Source organism: Clostridium magnum DSM 2767, from assembly GCF_001623875.1.
Taxonomy (GTDB): Bacteria; Bacillota; Clostridia; order Clostridiales; family Clostridiaceae; genus Clostridium_AM; species Clostridium_AM magnum.
This window is the reverse complement of sequence record NZ_LWAE01000001.1, coordinates 1254335-1278703: the sequence shown is the minus strand read 5'-3', so window position 1 is coordinate 1278703 and position 24369 is coordinate 1254335. Positions and strand designations below refer to the sequence as shown.

Sequence of the window (24369 nt, the reverse complement as noted above, 5' to 3'; positions counted from 1 at the left end):
AAAAAGAAGTAACTTAAAGCAATTATGATTTAAAGCTCAGCATGAAAATCCTTTTCTCCATCATCTGTAAGCAACTTTATTTTTCCTTCTGCTTCATTTAAGGTCTTATATAATTTGTTGCACAGTTTTATGCCCTCTTCATATTTCTTCATGCTTTCTTCCAGCGAAAGTTCCCTATTATCCATAATATTTACTATCTCTTCAAGCTTTTCCATCATATTTTCATAGGATTCACTTTTTCTAGGCATAATCTCACTCCTCTTAAGCTAAGATACTAAGAATTGAAAAAAAACTAAAAACTCATCTTAGTTTTCATTAATTAACTTTATTTCCGTACTTCCATCTTTCAATGTTACCTTTACACTACTTGCTTCTTTTAAAACAGCTACCTTGCTTATTATATTTCTATTCTCATCTTCAATTATAGCATAGCCTTTATTTAATACATTTAAGGGGTTATGAGCTGAAAGTAAGGCATTAGCTTTAACTAATCTTTCTTTATCTTTTTCTATTCTTCTTTTTATTTTTATAGTAATTATTTCTCTTAATCTATCTATATTATTGTATTCATTTACTATAAGTACCCTAGGGCTGTTGGCACTTAAATTTTTCTTCATTAAATCTAATTTACTTCTCTTCTCCATTAAAATCATATTTACAATTACGCTCATAGTATTTTTATATGATAAAATTTTATTCTTAAATTCCTCTAAATTAAACACAGCAATTTCTGCTGCTGCAGAAGGTGTTGGAGCTCTTCTGTCACCTACAAAATCCACTATTGTATAATCAATTTCATGTCCTACACCAGTTATTATAGGTTTCTTTGAATTATAAACAGCTAAGGCTAGGGATTCATCATTAAAACACCAAAGCTCTTCAATAGATCCTCCACCTCTAGCTAGTATTATAATATCTATATCATCTATTCCATTTAGTGTCTCTATTCCCTTTATTATATCTCTACTAGCATTAATCCCCTGCACTAATGCTGGATATATTATAATTTCAACATTTCTATTTCTTCTTTTCGTTACATTTATAATGTCCTTAATGGCCGCTCCTGTTGGTGATGTTATAACCCCAATTTTATTTGCGTATAGTGGTATAGGTCTTTTATGTTCCTCATTAAATAGCCCTTGGTTTTGAAGCTTACTTTTTAGCTTTTCAAAGGCTATATAAAGTTCACCCATACCTTCAGGCTTCATTTCATCACAGTAAAGCTGATAAGCTCCATCCTTCTCATAAACAGAAACTCTTCCCTTAACTACTACTTTCATACCATTTTCAGGCATAAACTTTAACTCTTTCGCCGCACTTCTAAACATAATACAATTTATTTTACTGTGCTGATCCTTTAAAGAAAAATATATATGTCCACTGCTATGAATTTTAAAGTTAGAAAGTTCACCTGTTATATTAGAATTAGATAATATAAAGTCACTATCTAATACCTTTTTTATGTAGTTGTTTAATGCAGACACTGTCAAGGTTTTAATATACATACTATTTCTACCTTCTCTTAATATATTATTTTTCCCTAAAGAAAAACACAGTTAGCTTAAAAAACCTATTTATCCTTTATCATACTTCCAAGAACTCCATTTATAAATGATGCTGATTTGTCAGCAGAATATCTTTTAGCAAGCTCAACTGCTTCATTTATAGAAACATTGTTTGGAATTTCATTTTCATATAAAAATTCATATGTACATACTCTTAATATAGTTATATCTATTTTTGAAAGTCTATTCAACTTCCAGTTTTTAAGATACTTTTCAATTTCTACATCTAGTGCATCTTTATTTTCCTGAACACCTTTAAGCACCCTAATAACATATTCCATATCTATATCTTTTAAATCAATATCTTCCGAAGTTAGTTCTTTTTTTGCAGGCAACCCTGTTTCTTCATTAATAATCTCAATATTATCTACTTCTATATTTTCCTTTAAGTTTGCTATAACGTCCTTAAAGTCTTCCTTATTTATAGTCATCTGAAATAATAATTTCATTACTAACTCTCTTGATTTTCTTCTATTCATTTTTTCCTCCTAATTTGGCTAAGTATTCTTCTACAATTAATTATTGTCATTTTAGATATAATTATACTTAAACTATTGTACTAGTTCAAGTACACTATATAGGTTATTTTTTTACACATGGAAACACCCTCTGAATACAGAGGGTGATCAAATTACTCTTCCATCTCTTCAATAGCATCTTCAGTTTTAGGAATCATGACATTCTGCACATGTATGTTTACTGCAGAAACATTAAGTCCTGTCATTGACTCAACTGCTTTCTTTACATTTTCCTGAACTTCCACAGCTATATCTGGTATTTTTACGCCATACTCTACTACTACATACAAATCAATAGCTGCACTATTTTCTCCAACACTTACTTTAACACCCTTTGATAGGTTTTTCTTACCTGCCAATATCTGAGTTATGCCACCTACAAGACTAGCACTCATACCAACTATTCCTTTTACCTCGGTAGTAGCTAGACCTGCTATTACGCCAACAACTTCGTCAGATATTTTTACAATACCTAAGTCAATTTCATTGTTTATATTTTCTTCCATTCTTGTACCCCCTAGGTTTTTGACATCATTCATAAGGTAACCTTATGTACATTATACCAAATAGATTTTTCTTTTACAAACAAAGAATGTGTCATTTAGGTTTTATATAACAATTTATTTGTAAAGAAGTATTAAGTCTTTCACATTTTAAAATAGATATTCTATCTTAAACTACGAAAGACTTAATGTATATGTTCAAAAACTTATTCAATTTATTTACTGCTTAGTTGTAATTTCTACTTCTTGTATCTTTGCTATTCCCAAAACTACATTTTTAATTTCCCTTGTATCCTTATCAGTTAGTTTGTCTTTACCTTTGACTATTATTCTTGCCTTGTTATCTTCTATGGAACAAATTACATCTTCATAACCTTTTGCCTTTAAAGTAGTTTCTATTTTAGATTCATAGTTAGTGTTCATGGCTAATTGAGTATACTGTTTAGCGGCCTCGTCCCTATTTTCTTTAGATACATTTTTGTCATCAATCAAAGTCTTTAAGGTTTGTAATGTGGTGGCATTTTTCTGATCACGAGTTAACTTAGTTTCATCAAAGAATTGAGATTGATTATTTTTCTTGTCACTATTATTAAATGATACTGCACTGTTTGTCTTCCCACTATCTACCCCATTTACATATAGTGGACTATTTAACTTTGTTGCAAGCACCCCCGCACAAACGATAAGAACTAAAAGAGTCCCAATTATTACAGCTTGTTTTTTATTCATTTTTATTCCCCCTATCTACCTTTCTAAAAAAATTATATGCTCAAGAAATAATTTATATACTACTTTTTCATAGGATAAACATTAACTTTATTTTCAGGAATACTGAATAGGTTTACCACTGCCTTTGATATTCTAAGCTCTGTAACCTTTTCTTCAGCACCTTCTGCTACAACACAAACTCCTGTAACTCTTGGCTTATATTTTTTAACTATAAGAGGTTCAGATTTATCCCCTTCGTTTGTAATAACTACAGTACTGCCATTATTCTTCTGTGTAGTATTTCTTGTTCCTCCTTCAGTATCCTTCTCCTCTGTAGTACTAGTAGAGTCATTAATATTAACAGCTGGTACCTGCTCTTCTCCACTTTCAAAACTTATCATAACATCAACTTTACCGACACCATCAATTTTTTCTAAAGTTTGTTTTAATTTATCTTGTACTGCAGTTTCATAATCTTGAGATACTTTATCTGCAGATGTAGTTGTAGCTGCATTTCCATCTGCTTTGCTGTCTCCTTTATTACTGTCTCCATTAGAGTTTAAAGCTTGAACACTCGGCAAGCTTGTAGACTTATAAGAACTCACCATCATAACCATTAAGACTCCAGCTAAAAGTAGAATCAACAAGTTAGGCATAACCTTTTTCCCTAAAGCATCTTTGTCTTCATCACTCTTTTTAAGCTTTTCTAACCACTTTTTAAAATCCATTATTTTTCTCTCCTTTTTATCTTTTTTTCTAACTTCACATGTGATGTTAAAATTGTAAAACCAAAGTTTACGCAATATAGTTCCTAAAGTTTATATATCTGAATTACATCTTTAGAAACATTTAGTTCATTACTTAAATACTTTTTAATCTCCATGCTTTTCTCATTATCCATATTGTCACTACTGTTAACGGATTTAGCATCGCCGCCAATTTGAATCTTTTTAATCTTTTCAATGCCTCCTTCTTTAACTCCAACTCTAATATCTTTTATGACAATTTTGTCATTTTCACTATCGTAAGATGCATCTGCTTCAACTTTATAATTACTATCTGGATACTTTTCTTTTAACTTTTTTTCGCAGCTAGTTTGTAGATTTAATTTAAATACCTCTAGAGTGGAACTTAAATTTTTTTCCTGATACTGCCTAAATTCATTTTCAGTTTTCCCTTTATCAAAATTTTGAATCACATCAGTTGTATAGGTATTTATATCGAAATTTCTATCAAATAATTTTATTATTGGATTGATGAAAACTGTAATTAGAATTAACCCTAATACGAATTTAGCATATTTTTTCGTACTGTTATCTGGAAGTACTATTTCTACTGCTGTGATAAAAAATATCGCTGTGCAAATAGTTATAAGCCATTCTCTAAGTGCTTGTAGCAATGTTTATCACCCTCCTTCATCTGTTTTTAGATCATCCCCCTATCATTGCTTTTCCTGCAGAAGCAATAATAGCTATCATTAAGAAAAACATAACAGAAACACATATTAAGCAAGATGCCACAAGTACAATTGATTCTCCTGCAGAATTTATACAGTTAACTAGTCGTCCATCACTTATAGGCTCTATTAAAGCTGCAGTAAGCTTATACAAAAATGACATAATAAAAAGCTTAATTATAGGAAATAGCATTATGACTATAATTGCTATAAGTCCAAAGCTGCTCAAAGCATTTTTCAATAATATTGAATACCCAGCCACTGCTGATATAGCATCTGATAGGCTTTTTCCTACTATTGGTACAAAGTTATCTACTGCAAATTTAGCAGTTTTTGCAGTGACTTGATCAATTGTCTTGGCAGTAATTCCTCTTATAGTAATAATACCTATAAACACTGTCATTATTATTCCCTGCATCCACAGCGCTATCTGATTTAAAAGTTTTGTGAGTTTATTTATTTTATATTCCGATGACATATTATTTACAAATTGAAGTACAAAAGCCATACATATTATTGGAATTATTACATCCATAAATATCTTGGCACTTATAGTTATAGCTCCTATAACTATAGGATCCATAACTGCTGCCTCTACAAATCCACCTACACTGGCTATAAGCATTATCAAAATAGGTACTAAAGCTGTCATAAAATCAGTCATTTCCTTTATAGTAGATCTAGCTATATCTACCCCGATATAAAAACTTTTAGCCATTATTATTATTAAAAGAGAGTAGCAAGCAAAGTACGCTATGTTAGACAAGCTTTCATTACTAAATGCCTTCTGCAAATTAGTAAGCAATGAGCATATAAGCGCAATTATAACTAAAAGTGCTAGTAATTTTATTGAGGCTGCTAGTTCTTTAACTGCATATATGCCTACAGCATTTATTAACTTTTTAGTTGATATTTTTCCATCTCCCGTTTTCATAAAATCCTTAACATAAGTTTTGATATCTATATCCTTAAGCAGTTCATATTTTGATTTAGTGTTTGACACATAATCATAAAAGCTCTCTATTTGTTCACTTGCTGCTTTATTTTCAATAATATTGGTAACATTACTATTTTCCTTAGCTTGTACATTAAAAGATGTTATAAGAATCATGAACAAAACAAATATAATCTTTTTCATATTAACACCTACATAATCTTTAGAATTGACTGCAACACAGCCATGAGTATAGGAATAGCCAGTCCTAATATAAGAATTTTACCTGCAAATTCAACCTTAGCTCCTAAAGAACCTTGTCCCGCATCTTTGCATATTTCACTACAAAAGGAAGCTAAATAAGCAATTGCAAGTATTTTAAAAACAGTAGTCAAATAAATAAAATCTATATTGGCCTTTGCAGCCAACTGCTGGATAAATTGTAGTACCACTGTAATTTTAGTTATCATAAATAAAAATATAACTATGCCTACTGCTATACTTATATAAACTGCTAGATCATCTCTTCGACCTTTAAAAACTAAAACAATAAATAGTGCCATAAAGGCAAAAGCGACTATTTTTATTATTTCCATAGCTTCCTCCTAAAGTTGAAACATTGTTCTCACTGTTGTAAATAACTTATTTACCAAATTTATTACCATCATCAATACTATTAAAATACCTGCTAAATTTGTTACTACAGCATAGTCTGCCTTACCACTAGCTTCTAAAACCTTGTTTATAAGTATTACAATAATCCCTACCCCTGCAATTTTAAATATTAAACTTATATCCAACATTCTAAGCCCCCCCTTTTTTAACATTATACGTATTTTAAACTAAGATTATAACCAACATCGCTCCTAATGAAAATCCAAGATATCTGTACATCTTAACATTATGCTTCATCAAATCCTCGGAACTCTTTAACTGTTTCTTTAAGTTTTCCAAGGTCAGAGAAAACATTCTTTGTTGACCATCTATATCTGATTCTCCAAGTGTTTTAGAAAGATCAAATATTATGTTTATATCTTCTTTTTTTAGATTTAAGTTATCTTTTTGCTCTTCTATCACCTTTTTAAAAGCTTGATAGACATTGTCCACCTCATTAAAAAATAGAAGAGAGGATACTTGTTCAAGTATGTTTTTAATAGGATTAATACTCTTTTTTGAAACATCTAAAATTGCTTCAGGAAGTGGAGTATGTGTATATACAATTTCATTTTGAAGCTGATGGATACATCTTTGAATCTCATTTAGTTGCTTAGTTCTTTTTTTAAACCTTTCTCCGTAAGTGAATCCCATTCCTGTGGAGGCACATAAAATCATAATGCACCCTAAAATCTTCAGCATTTTATCCCCTCCAAACAATGGATTTATTCGTAAGATCATATATATATTCTACAGTCCCCGCACCTTTTCTACTGCTTAATACAATAGCTCTCTTAAAAACTTTATTTTCAATAATCTCCTTAAAAACAGGTCTACTGTATAGGTCTTCTATGCCGTATCCATGTATTGTGGTAATTAAATTTACTCCTGAGTTTAAAGCTGTCAAGATGCTATTCATGTCCTTATTTGTTCCTATTTCATCACACAAAACAACATCTGGAGACATACTTCTAATTGCCATCATTATTCCTTCACTCTTAGGACACCCATCCAAAATATCCGTCCTAATTCCAACTTGAAGTTGAGGCACCCCGTTATAGCAAGCTCCTATTTCGCTTCTTTCATCAATAACACAGACTTTTTTACCATTAAAATTCACTCTAGCCATACCCTCAGAAATATTCCTTGTTATATCTCTAATTAAGGTTGTTTTTCCACACTTAGGAGGGGAAATTATTATTGTGTTTATTACTTCATTATTGCTTACAATAAATTTCATTATAGAATCAGAACAAGATAAAACCTCTCTACAGATTCTAATATTAATTGATCCTATATTTTTTATTGTTTTCACTTCATTTTTCTCTATAATACATCTCCCACATATTCCTACTCTATGCCCTCCTTTTATTGTTATATATCCTTGCTTTATCTCTTCTTCGAAGGCATAGATAGAATAATTACTCATTCTTTGAATAATAGTTTTAATATCTTCTGCTCGAGGGATATACTGATTTATAAGTTCTTTATTACCAACCTGATAAATTAGTGGTTTATCTACTCTTATTCTTATTTCTTGAAGTTCTTTTGAATCTATTACATTTTCAAGATCAGATTTAATATTCTGTGGCAAAATATTTAAAATTTCTTTTGTATCTATTTTTCTCATCTCCTTTCTTTATATTAATTTCTATTTTCATTTTTAAAAAATTATTCCAACTAAATAGAAATTATGGTAAATTTTTTTTATTATTAAATAGAAAACCTTATTTCATCTGCTTCAACTTTTTCTTCATTCTACTTTGATCATTGATTATAAAAACAAATAAAAAATACCATGCTAATGGTTTTATCCATTAGCATGGTATTTTGATTTATCCGATGGCTACCCGCTCTTTATTCCCTCTCATCAAAGAGAGAATAAAGAGCGGCTACGGCCCTGGATTAGTTCAACTAAGAATTAGAGTGGTTTGGAACCCCATCTAATTCAAGTTTCACTTCAGATTTAACTATTATTTGCCGCATTCGCAATTACAGTTCTCAAGCGGCATTTTATTATGGCAATTTGGACATGTTATTTCTTCTCTCTGTCCTAATAAATCCTTATCAACATATACATCATCGCTACAATTAGGGCACTTTAACTGAATGAAGTTATCTCCTACATCTTCGTAAGGTTCATACTCATCATCATATATGCCACCTTGTAATTCTGATAAATCTTCATCTATAGCATCAATATATTCTTCCATATCTTTTTGAGAATCGGATATGTGGGAAATTTCCTGTGCCATATCTTTAAGTACATTGACAACTTCTATTAAGACCTTCCCTTCCTTAGTATCTTTATTGATTTCTAATCCATCTACTAAACCACTAAGATAGGAAACTTTTGAGATAATAGAATTCATTAAACCACATCCTTAAACTTATTTTGCCATTAGTATTCCTTAAACTCTTTCCATATATTCTCCAGTTCTTGTATCTACTCTTATAACTTCACCTTCATTTACGAATATTGGAACTCCTACAACTGCTCCTGTTTCAAGTGTAGCTGGTTTTAAAACGTTTGTTGCAGTATTTCCTTTAACGCCTGGATCTGTTTGAGTTATCATTAATTCTACAAAGTTTGGAGCTTCTACTGAGAATGCCTCTCCCTTAAAGAATTTTATTACAGCAAACATATTTTCCTTTAAGAATTTTATAGCGCCTTCTACTTTTTCGTAATTTAAAGGAATTTGTTCAAAAGTTTCTTGATCCATGAAGTAATATAATTCACCATCTGAATATAAATACTGCATTTCTTTTCTTTCTATAACAGCCTCTTGAAGTTTTGCTGTTGGGTTAAATGTTGTATCTGTAACTCCTCCTGTTATAACATTTCTAAGCTTTGTTCTAACGAAAGCAGCTCCTTTACCTGGTTTAACATGAAGAAACTCTATTACAGTATACACTTGTCCATTATCTTCAAAAGTAGTTCCTTTTCTTATTTCTCCTGCTGATATCATTTATGTATCCCTCCAAATATCTATTATTCATTTATATTATAACCCTTACAGGTAATCATATACTCTTAATTGATACATATCAATTGCTTTAAGGATTTTGATAAAATTTCTATACCATCTTCTTTTATTAAAAGTAGATCTTCTATTCTTACTCCACCAAAATCCGGTATATAAATTCCTGGTTCATCTGTAACTAACATGCCTGCTTGTAGTTCTTTAGTATTTCTATAGCCAACAACTGGTGCTTCATGGATTTGCCTTCCTACCCCATGGCCAAGACTGTGCCCAAAATAGCTTCCATACCCTTTTTCAGTAATAAAATCTCTTGCAACTTTATCAACTTCACTAGCCGGTATACCTGGTTTGAAAGCTTTTAATGCTCTTTCCTGTGCCTCTAGTACAACATTATAAATCTCGCTCATTTTTCCAGTGGGTTCTCCTATAACAAGAGTTCTTGTCATATCAGAACAGTAACCTTCGTAAACACATCCATAATCAAGAGTTAAAAATTCTCCTCTATTTACTACCTTATCAGTAGCTATACCGTGAGGTAAACTTGATCTAACTCCAGACGCAACTATAGATGGAAAAGATAATGCTGTAGCTCCTAACTTTTTCATAAAAAACTCAAGTTCTAGCCCTATTTCTCTTTCTGTCATTCCTGGTTTTATAAACTTAATAATATGATCAAAAGCTTTATCAGCAATTTCAGCAGCCTTTCTTAAAACTACTAATTCACTTTCATCCTTTATTATTCTTATTTCCTCAACCATTCCTTCCATAGGAACTAATTCGCAGCTTATTTTATTTTTGTATAAACTATAATTTCTAAATGAAAGTATATCTTCTTCAAAACCAAGTTTTTTTATGGCATTTTTATCTACTAAATCTGATAAAAAATCTACAAAGGTACCATTTTTGCTGTATTCCACTACTTCATAATCTTTAACCTGCTGTTTAGCTTGTTCTGTAAATCTTGAATCTGTAATGAAAAATGCTTTATCCGAGGTTATCACTGAAAAACTCTCATCTCCAGTAAATCCGCTTAAATAGTTTCTATTGGCATCTCCAACTAAAAGTACTCCATCTATTGCCCTTTTGTTCATCAGCTCTCTTAATTTTGTTATTCTTCTTTTAAACATTCTCAATTCCCTCCACTGTTCATACAAACAATAGTATCAAAGCTATTTTTCACGCTTTTTCATAGAATTATTCTTTATTCTTTTAAAGCTAAATTTAAATGAAAATCATTATACTTTAACTCTAAAACTACACTATATTGCTACAATTCTAGATGAACAATGTTATTTTATCAAAACTTGTGATTATTTGCAAATATTTATATTACTTATTCTTAATAAAATTCACATTAAGTCTCGCAATTATATTATTATCTTCACACCTTTCTATTTTAATATTTTGTACATTGTGAAAATTATCTTTACTTTCTATGTTTTTTAGTACTTTTTCAACTGTTGATATATCCCCTAATATTTCAACTTCTACAGAAGCGATATCACTCTCTTTTTGCTGAATAAATTTTACTATTTTTATTCCTTGCTGCTTTTCAAAAACACTAATAATATCACTATAGCCAAATTCCCTAATGGATTTATAGTTATCTTCTTCATTTACTTTCACTTGTATAATTTTCTTTTGTCTTTCGTTTATTGTTTTTAAAACTATATAATTTTTAAATATCAAAAATACTAAAGCAAATATACAGATAGAAATTGTTAAAATATACTTTTTATTATTATACATACTTACATCCTTTTATTTCATCTCTAAATTAGCTTTGAAATTTTTATTTTCCTGTTCATTAGCAGGTTCTAAACTTTTTACAATAAATTCGTTCTTATGTTCTAGTTCATTAACAAAACTTATATAATCAAAAACTTCAGGATTGATTTCGATGTTTACATTCCTATTTTCAACAGAGATATTCTTAAAATTAATATCTATTGGCATGCTCTTAATAAAAATAAAGAAAGTACTTAAAGTTTTATCACTTCCATAGTTCTCTTTCTTTTTATTTAAATATACGCTCTTTTCTGCCGAGATTTTTTTCTTAATATTATCATCTAAAAGTTTAGCCTCATTTAATCTTAATATTAGAATATCTAAAAAAATTAAATCTATAATAATCAGCATTCCTATACAAAGTTTCATAATCTTTCGTTTTTTATTTATTTTATTTTCTAAATACCACTGAGGCAAGAAGCTTATTCTTTCCATAACAAATCCACTCCAAAATTTTACTTTAAACAATATTAAAATCTCTCTAAATCCTTTTTATCAATATTTCCTAAGTCCGTACAGTTATACTCTTTAGACAAACTTTCTATCAACTCCTTATCCTGGAAACCTAGAAAAAATATACTGGAGAAGTCTCCAAAATTACTCATAGCACAACACTTTATTTTGAACTTTTCTAACTCTTCTATAAATCTTTCTCTACGATAGATTTTACATAAACTATTTCCGATTATTTTGCTATCTTGACAACCTAAAAAATACAAATTCTTTTCCATAAAAAATATAAAAATGTAATTTTTCTCTTTAATTCTTTTCCTGTAATTATTCAACACATGAAATTGTACTGGATATATTCCCTTTATTTCTCCACCATTTTTCACACATTCCTCAAGTAAATCTACTTTACTCCAGTTTAAACAAAACACTATTACTTCTAGATTCATTCCGTTATCCTTAAAAACTTCATAATTGAACATTATATTATCAATTTTTTTAAATCTGTATTCTAATTCATTTTTAATAAGAGAATACAGATTTTTCTTTTTTACTTTTGGCAAAATCATATATTTTACATATATCTCTTCACCATGAACAATAAAGAAAAGGCTTTTATTTTTTAAATCTACTTTAATATCTTTAATATCTTTTACTCTAATCTCAGAATTATCTAACTTGTTATGCTTTATCTTTTCCATGAATCCTTTTTTGAGTAAGCTTTTATATAATAACCACTGGTCGCTAATTTCTAATATTCCAGTTCTCTTTATCACTTTAACACTCCTTTTGTATAGGAATAATCTATACATCCATAAATTATAGAACTATCGTTAACTTTATATTGATAGAATTCTTCTTTATAAAATTTATTATTAATATAATATTGAACTAAAAAATAATTTTTATCTTTAACATATTTTATACAGCACTGATCATATATTAAAGAAAAGTCATCTGCGGAACTAAGATAATTTTTTATCTCTTCCTCAGTAATATTGTTAACATTTCCATAGATATTCTCATCCAATTCAGTTAAAAGATACTCTCTGTACTTTTGTAATTTATCTACTTTCAGGACATTTTTCTTCATCTTTATACTATTTTCTCTTTTTAAGAACTCCATTTTATAACATCCAAATACTATAGAAAGACATAAACTGTTTATAATTAGCACATAAATTAAAGTGTATCCTTTACTTTTACTCTTTCTAAACCTAAACATCTTTTATAAATATTACCTTCCTTTGTCTCAATAAATATATACAACAACTGATTTTCTTGCTCAACTTTAAAATCCTTAATATTTTTAAGTATATTATTAGTATGAGAGTAGTCATATGAAATAATAATATCTTGGTCCATATCAATTCTAATGTAATCATATCCAGACCTATTATAGCTTTTTAACTTAATTTTATTATTTTCTACAGTTGTATATTTAGCACTGTTAACTTCATGCTCAATTATTATAAAAGCTTCGTTAACATAAAAAGATTCCCTGCTTTGTATTATTTCTTGTCTGTGAATTTTTAGATATTTGCAAATTATCAATACTTGAGAAGAAATTATAAGGCCTGCTATTGATGCTGCTAATAAAAGTTCTATTAATGTAAAACCCTTCTTTGTAAACTTATTATCTTTTATATTTCCCTTTATAAAATTCACACTCCATAATATTAATATTATTATTGACCTTCGCATAAAGCTTTAAGTTTAATTTTAAAACATACCCCTCTTCTATGCTAATTACTAAATACGGTTCCTGGAATGGCTTGCTTTCGATAAAAATGTCTATAAGATCTTTTTGCCGAAGCTTATCAAGATTAATGTCTTCTTTAGATATATAATACTTATGCTCTAAGTTGAGTTGCTCTACTTCATTGTATGCAGCATTATAAATCATTCTATTTTTAATTTCTTCCATTACCAAAGTATAGTTATTTATTTCCTTATTATATTTTTTAATATTTAATACCTTTACACCAATTGTTAGAGTTATCATAAATAAAATTGAAAATAGTGTAACACTACATATTACTTCAATTAAATTAAAGCCCTTTTTCTTATTTAATTTGTACATATTCCGTACCAACGCACATAGTTATATCATGTGTCTCCCCTTCCCTATCTATAAACTTAATAGTACATGAACTTCCTGTTGTCCCTATATTAGTAATTTTTATTTTATTATCTAGCCCTACTTGTTTTAAACTAAAGTCATCTGGTAAGGGCAAATTATTAATCTGTCTTATACCACAATTTAAAGTTATCATATTTCTTTCGATGTCAAAATATATGTATCCACCTACACTGTTATCTCTGCAATACTCTTTTGAATTATTAATATAATTCAAAAGAGTATTGCAGAATAATTCAACATCTATTTTATTATTTAATTTTCTATATCCTCTAATATTTATTAAGCTTATACTAAAAAATATAGATATAATGCTCAAAACTAATATTAATTCTAAAAGAGTAAAACCTTTATTTTTATCTTTGATGCTAACCATATATTTATTTTACATGATATCCTCTCTAATATTTATCCGATGACACCAGCTCTAATACTCCCACCTAATCCAAGTTTTACTTCATTATTCAGCTTCTGGAGTTAACTCATATGTATTGGCTGCAGCATCAATGTCTATGGTATAGTTTTTTCCATCAACATTATAATTAATTTTTAAAACCTGATCTCCATCTATAGTTGTACTAACAATGTCATCCGAAACCACTGTTGTTAACGTAGTTATAGTACTTGTAACATCATTTATAACAAACTTACCATTATTATCTCCATAGCTTGCCATAGCTGCTGTTTGAATCTGTTTTGCAGTATTCACAGCCTTTATATTTTTTGCCTTATCCATATAAGCTGAGAACTTAGGAATCATAAAACCTATCAAAATTAATAATATAGATATCACAATCATAAGTTCTATCAATGTAAACCCTTTTTTCTTGTGAACTAATTTATTTCTAAACATAATTTTCCTCCCAAAATTTATCTGAACTATAATTTAATTATCCAATTGAATCCATAATGCTAAACACTGGCATAAGAGCCGCTATTACAAATGCTCCTATAAAAAAGGCTAAAAACAAAATTGTTATAGGCTCTATAAGAGCTATCACTTTTTTCAAAATTTCTGCCACATCATCCTCAAATATTTCTCCAGCCTTTAATAACATATTATCTAGGTTACCACTCTCCTCTCCTGTTTTTACCAAAGCTAGAAATAGATCATCACCTATTCTCTGCTTTCTAAAGGAATAGTAAATACTTTCTCCTTTTTTTATATCTTCCGCTGCAATCATAACTTTTCTTTCCACAACTTTATTTAAAAGTATACTTTGAGTAATCTCTAAAGCCTTTACAATAATTACTCCTGATGATACTAAAATTCCCATAGAAATTGAAAATCTAGATATGATAAGCTTATTATAAAACTTATTGAATAAAGGTATCTTCATTTTCAAACTATCTAAATAAGTTCTTCCGCCTGGTGTGTTACTATAAATGTATATAACCCCTATGAAAGAAAATAAAACTATATTAATTTGAATAATATTGGTTTTAATAAAAGTATAAAAGAATAAAACGAATCTGGTGATTATAGGAAGTTCTCCCCCACTGCAATTTAAAATTTCCATAAACTGAGGAATTATTTTCATCATTACAAATATAATCATAAAAATTGAAGTAACAAATACTAACATCGGATATATTATTAAAGTTTTTATTTTTACAGATATCTTACTGCGTTTTTCATAATACTGTGACAACTTTTTCAGCACTTCATCCAAATTGCCACTTTCTTCCCCTAGTTTAATCATTTCAATCATAAATGTTGGATATATACCAGAAAACCTTTTCATTCCCAGGTATATTGTTTCACCTTTACTTACACTCTTATCAATTTCGTATAAACTTTCTTTAATTTGTTTCTTATTATTTAAGTCTCTTATAATACTGAAAGCTTGAGAAATAGAAATTCCTGAATCAATCATAGTACTTAATCCATTACAAAAAACACTTAGATCTTGAAAAGTAACCTTTTTATAAAATAAACCTTTAAAGCTTTTCCTTTTCATTTTTAAATCTAACAAGAAATATCCCTTATTCCTTAAATCAATTTTAAGTTTATTGATATTTGTATCGTAACAATATCCTTTTATTCTACTACCTTTTAAATTGACCGCAGTATATTTAAATATTCTTTTCACCCTTTCCATAATTAAATGTGGTAGTTATATATACTCTTCCCCTAAAAAAGCTAAAATCTAATCACCTTTAGTTATTTTAGATGCTTATTCTAATAAATTCTTCGTAAGTTGTTATGCCGCTTCTAACAAGGCTTGCACAGTTATCTCTTATAGAATTTATATTATTTTGTAAATTATATTTCCTTAATTCCTCTGCATTTTCTATAGCTTTAATAATATCTTTTTTAGTTTCTTTCATATTTATTATCTCATAGACCACTGTTCTTCCTTTATATCCAGTATTACTACATTTACTACAACCATTGCCTCTATACAATTTATCATTGAGGTCTAACTTTAAATTCTTAGCTTCATTTTCAGATGGAAAATATTCTTCTTTGCAATAATGGCATATTTTCCTTACTAGTCTTTGAGCAATAATTCCCACTATGGCATCATTAATAAAATAAGATGGAATGCCCATATCCTTAAGCCTTATTATAGCTTCTGCTGCATCATTGGTATGAAGTGTACTCATAACTAAATGTCCAGTTATTGCTGCCCTCATAGCTATTTCTGCTGTTTCTTGGTCCCTTATCTCTCCTACCATTATTACATCTGGATCCTGCCTTAGAATACTTCTTAGACCTTCGGAAAAGTTAAATCCTATTTTGCTGTTAACATTAACTTGATTAACGTTCTCCAGAGTGTACTCTACTGGATCTTCTATACTTGTCACATTTTTTTCTTTTTTATTTAAAGAATTAATCATGGAATATAAAGTAGTAGTTTTTCCACTGCCTGTGGGGCCGGTTACGAGAACAATTCCATTTGGATTAAAAATCATGGACTTTATATGTTTAACATCTTTTTTACAAAATCCCAGTGAGTCTAATGCTTTCATTCTTTCTGAGTTATAAAGAATTCTTATAACGATTTTCTCTCCATATACTGTAGGTATAGTTGATGTTCTAAGATCATAATTTTTATTCTCATACATGTATTTTATCTTTCCATCCTGAGGAATTCTCTTTTCTGTAATGTTCATAGAGGCCATTATTTTTAATCTTGCACAAATTAGAGTATATATTTTTTTAGGTATGGATCTGAATTCAACAATAACTCCGTCTATTCTAAATCTTATTAAGGAATGATTTTGAAATGGTTCTAAATGTATATCACTAGCACTTCTGAATATAGCGCTATTTACTATGGAACTAGTAAGTTTAACTACGGGAAATTCTTGTAATTTTTCTTCTTCTATGAATTTTTCTTTCTCTTCACTTGTATTAAAATTATTCTGAATCTCTATAGTTCTAATAGCTTTCTCCACACTATGATTACAATAATAGGTATTTATTGCCTTTGTTATGCTTTCTTTTGACGAGTAAAAAAACATTATTTCTTTACCACTTATAAACTTTAATTCTTCTTCAATAGATAAATCTAAGCTTTCACTAATGGCTACACATAAATTGTTATCATATTCTTTAAAAGCTATTATACAATTAGCTATAGCTATGTGCTCCGCAATGTTTTTAACAACTGATATATCAATCAATAACTCTTCTAAATCTATGGTCTGTAGCTCTTCTACATTTACCACTTTGCTATATCACCACCTCTTATTATTTAAATATAGACTAATCAAGCCTTATTACAATGTATACTTGTAATAGTTCCATACTCAAATTATGTCCATCATTTTTACATTTAAACAAGCTGTTATAAATAAAAATAGGATTTAGTACTGAGGTTAACTATTTTCAGTACTAAATCCTTATTTTAAAAATGATTTCATGAAAGAAATTTGAATCAGGTAGGTGGTAAATGCTTAAATGGCATTTAGCGGCAAATCACCCGGTGTTTGACAAAATCTTATCTGATTCAAGTTTCCACTTGATCTAAGACTTATCAGAACTATAAACGCTATATTTCCCTTCATGACTAGAAATTAAATTTATTGAACGCTCTTTATTATTATACATAAATATGTCTTTTTTATCCTTGTTATCTTCATTCTGCATGCCAGAAAAATAGACATTACCTTCTTCATCTAAACCCATACCTGAAAGTGTATCAATTTGTTTTGGAAAATCGTAAGTTATTCTTTCTAACTGTAAACTTTCAGTAGAAAACTGATATAATTCTATGCTTCCTCCCGATCCTTCAGCAAATAAAAATATATGGCCATTTTTTACATCTACTGCAGATCTATAGATTTCTTCTATATTTTCTGCTACAACTCTAGATTTTTTATCTTTACTATCATAGTAATACAATTTGAACTTATCTTCTTGGCTTGCAAGGAATAAAATATCTTTATCTATAGGAGTAAAGTACATACAATAGCCATTCATATTATCTAGGTATACCTCTTCTTTATTACTACTAAAATTATATAAATATATTTTAGTAGAATTTTTTTGACCTTCTATACTCCCATAATAAATAATTTTATTTTCATCTATCCATTGATATAAATTTCCAGATACCAATACCTTTGAATTCATATTTATATACTTTTTATTATTTATATCATATATTTTTAATCCTTCAGCACTCTCTTTTGCATCTTTGCTAAAAGTTCTAAATACAATTTTATCTCCTAAAGAGTTGATTTTTAAATCTACCGCTGAATAAAAATCTTTTAACTCTTTTCTCTTTTTGTCCTTAACGATTACCAATTTGTTGCTGTCCAAATTTTGCCCACTGCCAACACTTACCGAATATATATATGCAGAATTCTTGACACTATACACCATATCAATTATTTTCTCTATATTTCCTATATTGTATAGAGCATTATTTTCGATTTTAAATACATCTGCAGTACTATCTTTATTTTCTATTGCAGTAACTTGAGAATAATGTGGTAAATTATTAACTTCTGGTAGTTTTTCTTCTTTTGAACCACATGCGGTAAAGCTTAAAATTGCTATAAAAAAGGTTATGAAAAAGGTTGTTTTTGTAAGAACATTCATTTAATTTTCATATTCCCCTCTAAATCTCATATTCTCCTTTGAAGGATACTACTGCTGGGCCTGTCATAAAAACACCATCTTCCTTTATTTCAATTAATAGTTTCCCTCCAGGTACCTGAACCTCTACCTTAGCATCTGTGAAACCTAATTTATTAGAAGCTATAACACATGCACAACTTCCTGTTCCACAAGCTAGAGTTGGACCAGCACCTCTTTCCCAAGTTTTCACTTTAACTTTATCTTTACTTATAACTTCACAAAAATTAACATTAGTTCCTATAGGGAATATTTCATTCTTTTCTATATATTTTCCCTCTTGCACATCATGTTGATCAAGGTTTCCAAATATAACTGTGTGCGGCACCCCCATAAGCATACTTGTTATATTATATTCCTTATCATTTATTTTTATTTGCCTATCTATAATTTCTTCAGTAAATTTTGCTGGTATATCTTCTATTTTAAAAGAAGGAACTCCCATATTAATAGTTACTTCCTTCACTTCATTATTTTCTATATTTAAAAATGCTTCTTTTATTCCATCTCCAGTTTCAATTTTAATTGAATTACCTTTTACTATATTTTCATCCCATACATATTTTGCAAAACACCTAATTCCATTTCCGCACATAGATGCGTATGAACCATCTGCATTCATTATAATCATCTGAGTTTCAGCAATATTACTCTCTCTTACTATGAGTATTCCATCTCCACCAATTGCAAAATTTCTGTTGCAAAGGGTTTTAGCCAATTCTCCTTCTCTGCCTAAAAACTGACCCTTTCTATCATCTATAACTACAAAATCATTACCAGTACCATTCATTTTAGTAAATTTCATTAAACTCTGCCACCTTTGCCATTATTTTTTCCAGTTTTTCAACTTCAAAATAAGTTTACTACTCTACTACAGTTTTATCAATAATATTATTTAACTTTATTTTAAAAAGTTTAAATGTTATAATTTTATATTATTCAATGGATTGTAGTTTATCCGATGACTAGCAATCAGATAAGGCTTTGGCCACATCTGATTCAAGTTTTACTTCATATAAGAAAGGATGATATTCATGGCTTTAGATGGCATTTTTATGCACAGCATTGTAGAAGAATTAAAAAGCTATTTATTAAATGGTAGAATTGATAAAGTAAATCAACCTGAAAAAGATGAAATAATTTTATCTATAAAAAATGATAGAAAAAATTATAAACTTTTAATTAGTGCTAGTTCTGTTTATCCTAAAATACATCTTACAAAAATAAGTAAGGTTAATCCAATGCAGCCACCTATGTTCTGCATGGTTTTAAGGAAACATATAAATACAGGAAGAATTATAAATATACGACAACTAGATACGGATAGAGTAGTTTTTATAGACTTTGAAGCCTCTGATGAACTAGGATTTAATAGCATATATACTTTAGTAATAGAAATCATGGGAAGACATAGTAACATTACTTTAATTCGTCAAAGAGATAATATGATTATGGACAGTATAAAACATATTACTCCTGCAATAAATTCTATAAGATCTCTTTATCCTGGAATTGAATACATTTTTCCTCCTAACTCCACAAAACTTAGTCCCTTTGACTACACTAGAGAAGACTTTAAAACTTTTATTACGAATAACCATATTAAACTAGATAAAAATTTCTTTTCGAAGATATTTACAGGAGTAAGCTCACAATTTTCTAAAGAAATGAACTACGAATTTATTCATAATGATAAAGATTTTTCTTTTGAAAACTTAGATGAGATATTTGAATTTTCAAATCAAACTTTTGAAAAATTTAAACGTAACGAATTTTACTTTGCCTCTTACTCCTGTAATGGATTAGTAAAAGATTTTTATTGTAAAAAACTTACTTATCTAAATGAATATACTGAAAAGTTATTTTCGTCACCTTCTGAAATGCTTGAAGATTATTATTTTGAAAAAGATAAAGCAGATAGATTAAATAATAAAAGTTCAGATTTGCAAAAGCTTTTAAATATAAATTTAGAAAGATGTTATAAAAAATCTGATATATTAGAAAATACACTTAAGGACTGCACTAATAAGGATCAATATAAGATATATGGAGAGCTTTTGACTGCTAATATTTACAGTTTGAAGAAAGGCGATACTTCTGTCAAATTACAAAATTACTATACTGAAGATTGGGATTATGTTGACATAAAACTTGATGAAAATAAAACTCCTACTGAGAATATACAATATTATTTCAAGAAATATACAAAAGCAAAAAAAGCTGAGGAAGCAGCAAAGATTCAAATGGATATAACTGTTGAAGAAATAGAATATCTGCAATCAGTGCTAACAAATATAAAAAATGCAGAAGACTATGAAAGTATAGAAGAAATCAAAAGAGAACTTATGGAAACAGGATATATTAAGTTTAAGAAACAATGTAATAAAAAGAATAAGGTTTCAAAACCTATGAAATTCCTATCAAGCGATGGAATTGAAATATATGTAGGAAAAAATAATTTTCAAAACGATTATTTAACTTTAAAGTTTGCAGATAAAAGGGATATCTGGATGCATACTAAAAATATCCCTGGATCTCATGTTATAGTCAAAAATTTTGGAAATATTCCCGATAGAACTTTAGAAGAAGCTGCTGTAATTGCTGCCTTTTATAGCAAAGCAAAGGATTCTACTAAGGTACCAGTAGATTATACGGAGGTAAAACAAGTACATAAGCCAAACGGTTCGAAACCTGGTATGGTTATTTATCATACTAACAAGACTATTTATGTAGACCCTAAAAAACTAGATTTAGAGCAATTAAATTAAATTCAGGACACTTACATAGTATCTAGTCTATCTTTAAGTAAGAGACTACGCAAGTGTAACTTTGACCTATAACTTGTCAACCTGAGTGGTAGGCAGATGTAAAGTGTTCTGTCAGCCTTCACTTCAAGAACAACCTCTAATACTGGCTCAATTTTAAAAAGGCAATTTTTTCAATGCTTTCTTTGAAAGCTGAAAAAAATTAAGCCTTTTTAATATCGCCAGTATAAGAGGTTGTAATCTTTCGTTCAATGCTGACTTCCACACTCTACATCTTCCCACCACTCAGGCATAAGGTTCTAGATCAAATCTAACCCCTTGTCCGAGCTTTAAGAATTTGATATACGCTTTCATACAATACATATTCGCTTCTATTAATTCTTTTAAATGACTCCCATTTATAACTAGGACTTTACAATGGTCTAATTCTTCAATACAACATTTCGATAATTCCTGTTTTAATAGTGCTTTACTACCACAAAATGAATCTTTCTTTATGAAAAAACGTGTTATATCATTTCCGTTAATATCAATATAATAGCGCCTTAATAATGCTGAAATAACAAAGTATACCTCTTTTTGCATATCTCCTCCATAGACAGTTATCTCCACCTTAGATATCTTTCTAATTGTAACCATATGTGCCGCTTTTTCAACAACTTCATCGCGCATTTTAACCAGCATAAAATTCTCAACTATTTGCTATATTTGCACTAATCTTTCTAGTATCTTTCTTCTCTTTTTTCTATAACTTTTCTTTAATTATAAATTTTTCTTCATTTGTTGTAATTAACATATGATAATTACAACAGAATTTTTTACATTACAATGCAAAAACACCGTAAAATTCAAATTTTAATAATACAGCGCCCTAGTGAATTTTTCATTTTTAAGTTGTGACGTAAGATAGGAATTTTGTGTTATACATTTCATGCTAACCACGTTCCCTCACCTAAAATATGAACTATCCAAGATTTTGGAATGTGCCTTAGCGATCGTTTTCAATATTTTCTATTGCTTAAAAACATACTTGGATATAAAATTTTTTCTTATTAAAATCACTATCAAATTAATGCGTACGAAAATGTTTTGTTTAGAAAAGCCTTAACTATACTATTTTTATTAAACAAAAAAGTATACCATAAACTGATATACTTTCTTATTGCTTAATTTTGTTGTATAAGAGCTAAGATATTTACCGGCGGTAATAGTATTGGTTTTATTCCAGATTTTTGAGTTATTGTTGCTATATGCTCTCTCATATAAGGAAACATAAGTGCTGCAGAATTATTCCTTATGTAATCTTCAATATTCATATTTTCACTGCCTTTTATTACTGAGAATACTCCAACAAATGTATTTTCTAACTTCAATGCTTCTTTATCAGCACTAATAAGCGTTATTGTTGAAGAAAGTTCAACATAATAGCTATTATCCTTTATATCCCATCCAGTTCCAATTTGAAAATCCAATTTTGAATCTTCGGGAACATCATAATCTCTCCAAAAATTCTCCTTAACTAATATAATATTATCAAAACTTATTCCAGGTTGTTTATTCTTGTCCATTATGCTGCTAACCCCATTTCTTCAACTTTCTTCTTAACATGGGCCAACTGGAGAGTTGGCTCATTAAGTACAATATTTTGAACTTCACTATAAAATCCAAATGTACTAAGTCCTTCACCACTAGTGAATACAAAATTTGGTCTTACATTTGATATAGTGTCTTTTTCTAAATTAATGCTATAAGAAAATCTATTTATGGCTGGCATATGCTTACTTTGTATAATACTTGGGTTAGCGTATACTGTTGTATCCTTTTGTAATATATAACTAGGCTCTAAACTTTTCGCTTTAATATAATCATATCCAAAAGAAAAATTAAACATACCATTATTGTAAAGAATCTCCTTCATTTTAGATCCAATAAACTCTAAAAATGACTCACTTTCGAATTGCAATACCTTATTATTATGCCATATATCGTACATACCTACGTCTTCATCATAAGCATAATCAATTATAAGATCCGAATATTTCTCTTTAACTGATAAAATAAAAACTTTTATTAAATCTTCATGGGATCTAGCATCCATAGTGATACCCCCTTTATACTAACTTATCTAAAACTTCGTTAATTGAATTAAAATAAAACTTAAATGCTAAATTAAATTCATTTTTATTATCTATCCTATCTTCATTATAATCTGCATCTACCCTGAGTCTTTTCAGCTTAAACATCGGTGAAAGTTTTGCTACCTCTTGTGGTGGAAGACTACTTAATAAATTATTAGTGAATTCATTAATAGTAAAAACATGTGAATCCTGACCACTTGGCGGCTTTGTATAAAAACCTTTTTTCTTTGAAATATAAATTATCTTTTCGTAAAGAGAATAATAATATCTACTAACTGCAGCATCGTAAAGGTTATTACGTTCTGCCCAGCTAGCAGTCTTAAAATTATCCTCTGATTTTTGTAATAAATTCTCTACTCCCATATCAACACCTATTTCTAGTATATGATTTTTGACTAAAACGTTTCTTAAATTAATTTTAGCTCATAAAAATTCCAATACAACAAATTCGACATAAATTTATATAAATAATTACTATTTATTTCATAGTACTAAATATTGATATGAGGATGACTTATTAATATATTATGTCCATTCGTATCTAAAATAAACTATTTATATATTATAGTATAATATTTATGCATCTATTTTATTTTTATCACATTTTCTTACAGCTTCGACTCAACCAATGGTAATTATATCATAGTTTTCATTAAACTATTTGATTACACAAG

Annotated in this window: 32 protein-coding genes; 1 reads left to right on the top strand and 31 read right to left on the bottom strand. The window is 28.8% G+C overall.

The window, feature by feature from the left end; all coding sequences use genetic code 11:
• Positions 1–29: 29 nt before the first annotated feature.
• From CLMAG_RS06135 to dapF, 27 genes are all read right to left on the bottom strand, one after another.
• Positions 30–248 carry an exodeoxyribonuclease VII small subunit gene (locus tag CLMAG_RS06135; protein WP_066619424.1) on the bottom strand — a complete coding sequence of 73 codons (219 nt, stop codon included), beginning with the start codon at positions 246–248 and terminating at the stop codon, positions 30–32.
• Between the two features lie 57 nt (positions 249–305).
• Positions 306–1505: an exodeoxyribonuclease VII large subunit gene (gene xseA, locus CLMAG_RS06130; RefSeq protein ID WP_066619421.1), complete on the bottom strand. Its 1200-nt coding sequence runs from the start codon at positions 1503–1505 to the stop codon at positions 306–308.
• A gap of 65 nt (positions 1506–1570) precedes the next feature.
• Positions 1571–2044: a transcription antitermination factor NusB gene (gene nusB / locus CLMAG_RS06125; protein WP_066619419.1), complete on the bottom strand. Its 474-nt coding sequence runs from the start codon at positions 2042–2044 to the stop codon at positions 1571–1573.
• Between the two features lie 152 nt (positions 2045–2196).
• Positions 2197–2589: an Asp23/Gls24 family envelope stress response protein gene (locus CLMAG_RS06120; protein WP_066619417.1), complete on the bottom strand. Its 393-nt coding sequence runs from the start codon at positions 2587–2589 to the stop codon at positions 2197–2199.
• 216 nt (positions 2590–2805) lie between these two features.
• The gene (locus tag CLMAG_RS06115) at positions 2806–3315 is read right to left on the bottom strand and encodes a SpoIIIAH-like family protein (RefSeq protein ID WP_066619415.1); all 510 of its coding nucleotides are present in this window, start codon (positions 3313–3315) and stop codon (positions 2806–2808) included.
• A gap of 59 nt (positions 3316–3374) precedes the next feature.
• A complete protein-coding gene (spoIIIAG, locus tag CLMAG_RS06110) occupies positions 3375–4022 on the bottom strand; it encodes a stage III sporulation protein AG (RefSeq protein ID WP_066619413.1) in 648 nt (215 codons plus the stop codon).
• Between the two features lie 83 nt (positions 4023–4105).
• Positions 4106–4693 (bottom strand): stage III sporulation protein AF, encoded by a 588-nt coding sequence (gene spoIIIAF, locus CLMAG_RS06105; protein ID WP_066619411.1) that lies wholly within the window; start codon positions 4691–4693, stop codon positions 4106–4108.
• Positions 4694–4724: 31 nt separating this feature from the next.
• A complete protein-coding gene (gene spoIIIAE / locus CLMAG_RS06100; protein WP_066619409.1) occupies positions 4725–5888 on the bottom strand; it encodes a stage III sporulation protein AE in 1164 nt (387 codons plus the stop codon).
• Between the two features lie 8 nt (positions 5889–5896).
• A complete protein-coding gene (spoIIIAD, locus tag CLMAG_RS06095) occupies positions 5897–6280 on the bottom strand; it encodes a stage III sporulation protein AD (RefSeq protein ID WP_066619405.1) in 384 nt (127 codons plus the stop codon).
• A gap of 9 nt (positions 6281–6289) precedes the next feature.
• The gene (gene spoIIIAC, locus CLMAG_RS06090) at positions 6290–6487 is read right to left on the bottom strand and encodes a stage III sporulation protein AC (RefSeq protein ID WP_066619401.1); all 198 of its coding nucleotides are present in this window, start codon (positions 6485–6487) and stop codon (positions 6290–6292) included.
• Between the two features lie 34 nt (positions 6488–6521).
• Entirely contained in the window at positions 6522–7040 is a 519-nt protein-coding gene (gene spoIIIAB, locus CLMAG_RS06085) for a stage III sporulation protein SpoIIIAB (RefSeq protein ID WP_066619399.1), read from the bottom strand.
• A 1-nt stretch (position 7041) separates the two neighbouring features.
• Positions 7042–7959: a stage III sporulation protein AA gene (spoIIIAA, locus tag CLMAG_RS06080; protein WP_175562173.1), complete on the bottom strand. Its 918-nt coding sequence runs from the start codon at positions 7957–7959 to the stop codon at positions 7042–7044.
• Positions 7960–8311: 352 nt separating this feature from the next.
• Complete coding sequence (locus tag CLMAG_RS06075; protein ID WP_066619394.1) at positions 8312–8710, bottom strand: CD1247 N-terminal domain-containing protein; 399 nt, start codon at positions 8708–8710, stop codon at positions 8312–8314.
• Between the two features lie 39 nt (positions 8711–8749).
• Positions 8750–9307, bottom strand: coding sequence for an elongation factor P (gene efp / locus CLMAG_RS06070; RefSeq protein WP_066619392.1), 558 nt, complete (start codon positions 9305–9307; stop codon positions 8750–8752).
• A 65-nt stretch (positions 9308–9372) separates the two neighbouring features.
• Entirely contained in the window at positions 9373–10449 is a 1077-nt protein-coding gene (locus CLMAG_RS06065; RefSeq protein WP_066619390.1) for a M24 family metallopeptidase, read from the bottom strand.
• Positions 10450–10651: 202 nt separating this feature from the next.
• Entirely contained in the window at positions 10652–11071 is a 420-nt protein-coding gene (locus tag CLMAG_RS06060; RefSeq protein WP_066619387.1) for a hypothetical protein, read from the bottom strand.
• A 12-nt stretch (positions 11072–11083) separates the two neighbouring features.
• A complete protein-coding gene (locus CLMAG_RS06055) occupies positions 11084–11545 on the bottom strand; it encodes a hypothetical protein (RefSeq protein WP_073393110.1) in 462 nt (153 codons plus the stop codon).
• Positions 11546–11580: 35 nt separating this feature from the next.
• Positions 11581–12336 carry a hypothetical protein gene (locus CLMAG_RS06050; protein ID WP_082831813.1) on the bottom strand — a complete coding sequence of 252 codons (756 nt, stop codon included), beginning with the start codon at positions 12334–12336 and terminating at the stop codon, positions 11581–11583.
• Entirely contained in the window at positions 12333–12686 is a 354-nt protein-coding gene (locus CLMAG_RS06045; protein ID WP_082831812.1) for a hypothetical protein, read from the bottom strand. Before CLMAG_RS06045 ends, CLMAG_RS06050 begins: the two co-directional genes overlap by 4 nt.
• A gap of 56 nt (positions 12687–12742) precedes the next feature.
• Positions 12743–13228 (bottom strand): competence type IV pilus minor pilin ComGF, encoded by a 486-nt coding sequence (locus CLMAG_RS06040; protein WP_066619378.1) that lies wholly within the window; start codon positions 13226–13228, stop codon positions 12743–12745.
• Positions 13197–13643 carry a type II secretion system protein gene (locus CLMAG_RS06035; RefSeq protein ID WP_066619375.1) on the bottom strand — a complete coding sequence of 149 codons (447 nt, stop codon included), beginning with the start codon at positions 13641–13643 and terminating at the stop codon, positions 13197–13199. The genes CLMAG_RS06040 and CLMAG_RS06035 overlap by 32 nt, the downstream gene beginning before the upstream one ends.
• Positions 13627–14076, bottom strand: coding sequence for a pilus assembly FimT family protein (locus tag CLMAG_RS06030; RefSeq protein WP_066619372.1), 450 nt, complete (start codon positions 14074–14076; stop codon positions 13627–13629). The genes CLMAG_RS06035 and CLMAG_RS06030 overlap by 17 nt, the downstream gene beginning before the upstream one ends.
• Positions 14077–14160: 84 nt before the next feature.
• Complete coding sequence (locus CLMAG_RS06025; RefSeq protein WP_066619370.1) at positions 14161–14553, bottom strand: type II secretion system protein; 393 nt, start codon at positions 14551–14553, stop codon at positions 14161–14163.
• A gap of 37 nt (positions 14554–14590) precedes the next feature.
• Complete coding sequence (locus CLMAG_RS06020) at positions 14591–15802, bottom strand: type II secretion system F family protein (RefSeq protein WP_242872936.1); 1212 nt, start codon at positions 15800–15802, stop codon at positions 14591–14593.
• A gap of 67 nt (positions 15803–15869) precedes the next feature.
• Positions 15870–17378, bottom strand: coding sequence for a GspE/PulE family protein (locus CLMAG_RS06015; RefSeq protein ID WP_066619369.1), 1509 nt, complete (start codon positions 17376–17378; stop codon positions 15870–15872).
• A 298-nt stretch (positions 17379–17676) separates the two neighbouring features.
• Positions 17677–18756, bottom strand: a complete 1080-nt coding sequence (locus tag CLMAG_RS06010) for a hypothetical protein (protein WP_066619366.1) — start codon at positions 18754–18756, stop codon at positions 17677–17679.
• Between the two features lie 19 nt (positions 18757–18775).
• Positions 18776–19597, bottom strand: a complete 822-nt coding sequence (dapF, locus tag CLMAG_RS06005) for a diaminopimelate epimerase (protein ID WP_066619364.1) — start codon at positions 19595–19597, stop codon at positions 18776–18778.
• 229 nt (positions 19598–19826) lie between these two features.
• Here dapF and CLMAG_RS06000 point away from each other — a divergent pair, with 229 nt between their 5' ends.
• On the top strand, positions 19827–21560 hold the full coding sequence (locus CLMAG_RS06000; RefSeq protein WP_066619362.1) for an Rqc2 family fibronectin-binding protein: 1734 nt from the start codon (positions 19827–19829) through the stop codon (positions 21558–21560).
• A gap of 282 nt (positions 21561–21842) precedes the next feature.
• Here CLMAG_RS06000 and CLMAG_RS05995 read toward each other — a convergent pair whose 3' ends face one another.
• The 4 genes from CLMAG_RS05995 to CLMAG_RS05980 form a co-directional block, all read right to left on the bottom strand.
• Positions 21843–22241, bottom strand: a complete 399-nt coding sequence (locus CLMAG_RS05995; RefSeq protein ID WP_066619360.1) for a Crp/Fnr family transcriptional regulator — start codon at positions 22239–22241, stop codon at positions 21843–21845.
• Positions 22242–22723: 482 nt separating this feature from the next.
• On the bottom strand, positions 22724–23125 hold the full coding sequence (locus CLMAG_RS05990; RefSeq protein ID WP_066619352.1) for a protein-export chaperone SecB: 402 nt from the start codon (positions 23123–23125) through the stop codon (positions 22724–22726).
• Complete coding sequence (locus CLMAG_RS05985) at positions 23125–23655, bottom strand: hypothetical protein (RefSeq protein WP_066619350.1); 531 nt, start codon at positions 23653–23655, stop codon at positions 23125–23127. Before CLMAG_RS05985 ends, CLMAG_RS05990 begins: the two co-directional genes overlap by 1 nt.
• Before the next feature lie 13 nt (positions 23656–23668).
• Complete coding sequence (locus CLMAG_RS05980; RefSeq protein ID WP_066619348.1) at positions 23669–24058, bottom strand: hypothetical protein; 390 nt, start codon at positions 24056–24058, stop codon at positions 23669–23671.
• Positions 24059–24369 lie beyond the last annotated feature (311 nt).